General features: G+C 54.8%; 2 tRNA genes and 1 rRNA gene. All 3 read right to left on the bottom strand.

Annotation, left to right across the window (positions count from 1 at the left end):
• Positions 1-11: 11 nt before the first annotated feature.
• The 3 genes from KHO33_RS41790 to KHO33_RS41800 all read right to left on the bottom strand — a co-directional run bounded on the left by KHO33_RS41790 (position 12) and on the right by KHO33_RS41800 (position 1,828).
• Positions 12-87, bottom strand: a tRNA-Ala gene (locus tag KHO33_RS41790).
• A gap of 69 nt (positions 88-156) precedes the next feature.
• Positions 157-233, bottom strand: a tRNA-Ile gene (locus KHO33_RS41795).
• Positions 234-297: 64 nt separating this feature from the next.
• Positions 298-1,828 (bottom strand): 16S ribosomal RNA (locus KHO33_RS41800).
• Between the last annotated feature and the right edge of the window lie 133 nt (positions 1,829-1,961).

The raw sequence follows: 1,961 nt of genomic DNA on the forward strand, positions 1-1,961 counted from the left end.
GCATTGAAGATTGGTGGAGGATGACGGGATCGAACCGACGACCCCCTGCTTGCAAAGCAGGTGCTCTCCCAGCTGAGCTAATCCCCCAGTCATGCACAGATAATGCTATCTGTTACTACCCAGGGGTTTTTAGCGGATCAGCCACCGCAGAAACAGTGGTGGGTCTGGATGGATTCGAACCATCGACCCCCGCCTTATCAAGACGGTGCTCTAACCAACTGAGCTACAGACCCCTGAGTCTGTCTAGTTTCACAGCCGATAAGCGTGAGCGCTCAACGTTCGACACGTTAGCTCGAGAAAGGAGGTGATCCAGCCGCACCTTCCGATACGGCTACCTTGTTACGACTTCACCCCAGTCATGAATCCTACCGTGGTGACCGTCCTCCTTGCGGTTAGACTAGCCACTTCTGGTAAAACCCACTCCCATGGTGTGACGGGCGGTGTGTACAAGACCCGGGAACGTATTCACCGCGGCATGCTGATCCGCGATTACTAGCGATTCCAGCTTCACGCACTCGAGTTGCAGAGTGCGATCCGGACTACGATCGGTTTTCTGGGATTGGCTCCCCCTCGCGGGTTGGCGACCCTCTGTTCCGACCATTGTATGACGTGTGAAGCCCTACCCATAAGGGCCATGAGGACTTGACGTCATCCCCACCTTCCTCCGGTTTGTCACCGGCAGTCTCCCTAGAGTGCTCTTGCGTAGCAACTAGGGACAAGGGTTGCGCTCGTTGCGGGACTTAACCCAACATCTCACGACACGAGCTGACGACAGCCATGCAGCACCTGTGTTATGGCTCCCTTTCGGGCACTCCCACCTCTCAGCAGGATTCCATACATGTCAAGGGTAGGTAAGGTTTTTCGCGTTGCATCGAATTAATCCACATCATCCACCGCTTGTGCGGGTCCCCGTCAATTCCTTTGAGTTTTAATCTTGCGACCGTACTCCCCAGGCGGTCAACTTCACGCGTTAGCTACGTTACTAAGGAAATGAATCCCCAACAACTAGTTGACATCGTTTAGGGCGTGGACTACCAGGGTATCTAATCCTGTTTGCTCCCCACGCTTTCGTGCATGAGCGTCAGTATTGGCCCAGGGGGCTGCCTTCGCCATCGGTATTCCTCCACATCTCTACGCATTTCACTGCTACACGTGGAATTCTACCCCCCTCTGCCATACTCTAGCCCGCCAGTCACAAATGCAGTTCCCAGGTTAAGCCCGGGGATTTCACATCTGTCTTAGCGGACCGCCTGCGCACGCTTTACGCCCAGTAATTCCGATTAACGCTTGCACCCTACGTATTACCGCGGCTGCTGGCACGTAGTTAGCCGGTGCTTATTCTTCCGGTACCGTCATCCCCCCACCATATTAGGGCGGAGGTTTTCTTTCCGGACAAAAGTGCTTTACAACCCGAAGGCCTTCTTCACACACGCGGCATTGCTGGATCAGGCTTTCGCCCATTGTCCAAAATTCCCCACTGCTGCCTCCCGTAGGAGTCTGGGCCGTGTCTCAGTCCCAGTGTGGCTGGTCGTCCTCTCAGACCAGCTACAGATCGTCGCCTTGGTAGGCCTTTACCCCACCAACTAGCTAATCTGCCATCGGCCGCCCCTGTAGCGGGAGGTCCTAAGATCCCCCCCTTTCCTCCGTAGAGCGTATGCGGTATTAATCCGGCTTTCGCCGGGCTATCCCCCACTACAGGACACGTTCCGATGTATTACTCACCCGTTCGCCACTCGCCACCAGGGTTGCCCCCGTGCTGCCGTTCGACTTGCATGTGTAAGGCATGCCGCCAGCGTTCAATCTGAGCCAGGATCAAACTCTTCAGTTCAAACCTGTTACTGTTTTTCGGGCTCTTTCGAACCCGGTCGCTCACTCAACGTACTGACGAATGATCATCCTGCTTTTCAGCAGGAAAACCTTCCTTTAATACTAGTGTGAGACTTGATACTTTCGCTTCCGGC

The sequence above is a fragment of the Paraburkholderia nemoris genome, from assembly GCF_905221015.1.
Taxonomy (GTDB): Bacteria; Pseudomonadota; Gammaproteobacteria; order Burkholderiales; family Burkholderiaceae; genus Paraburkholderia; species Paraburkholderia nemoris.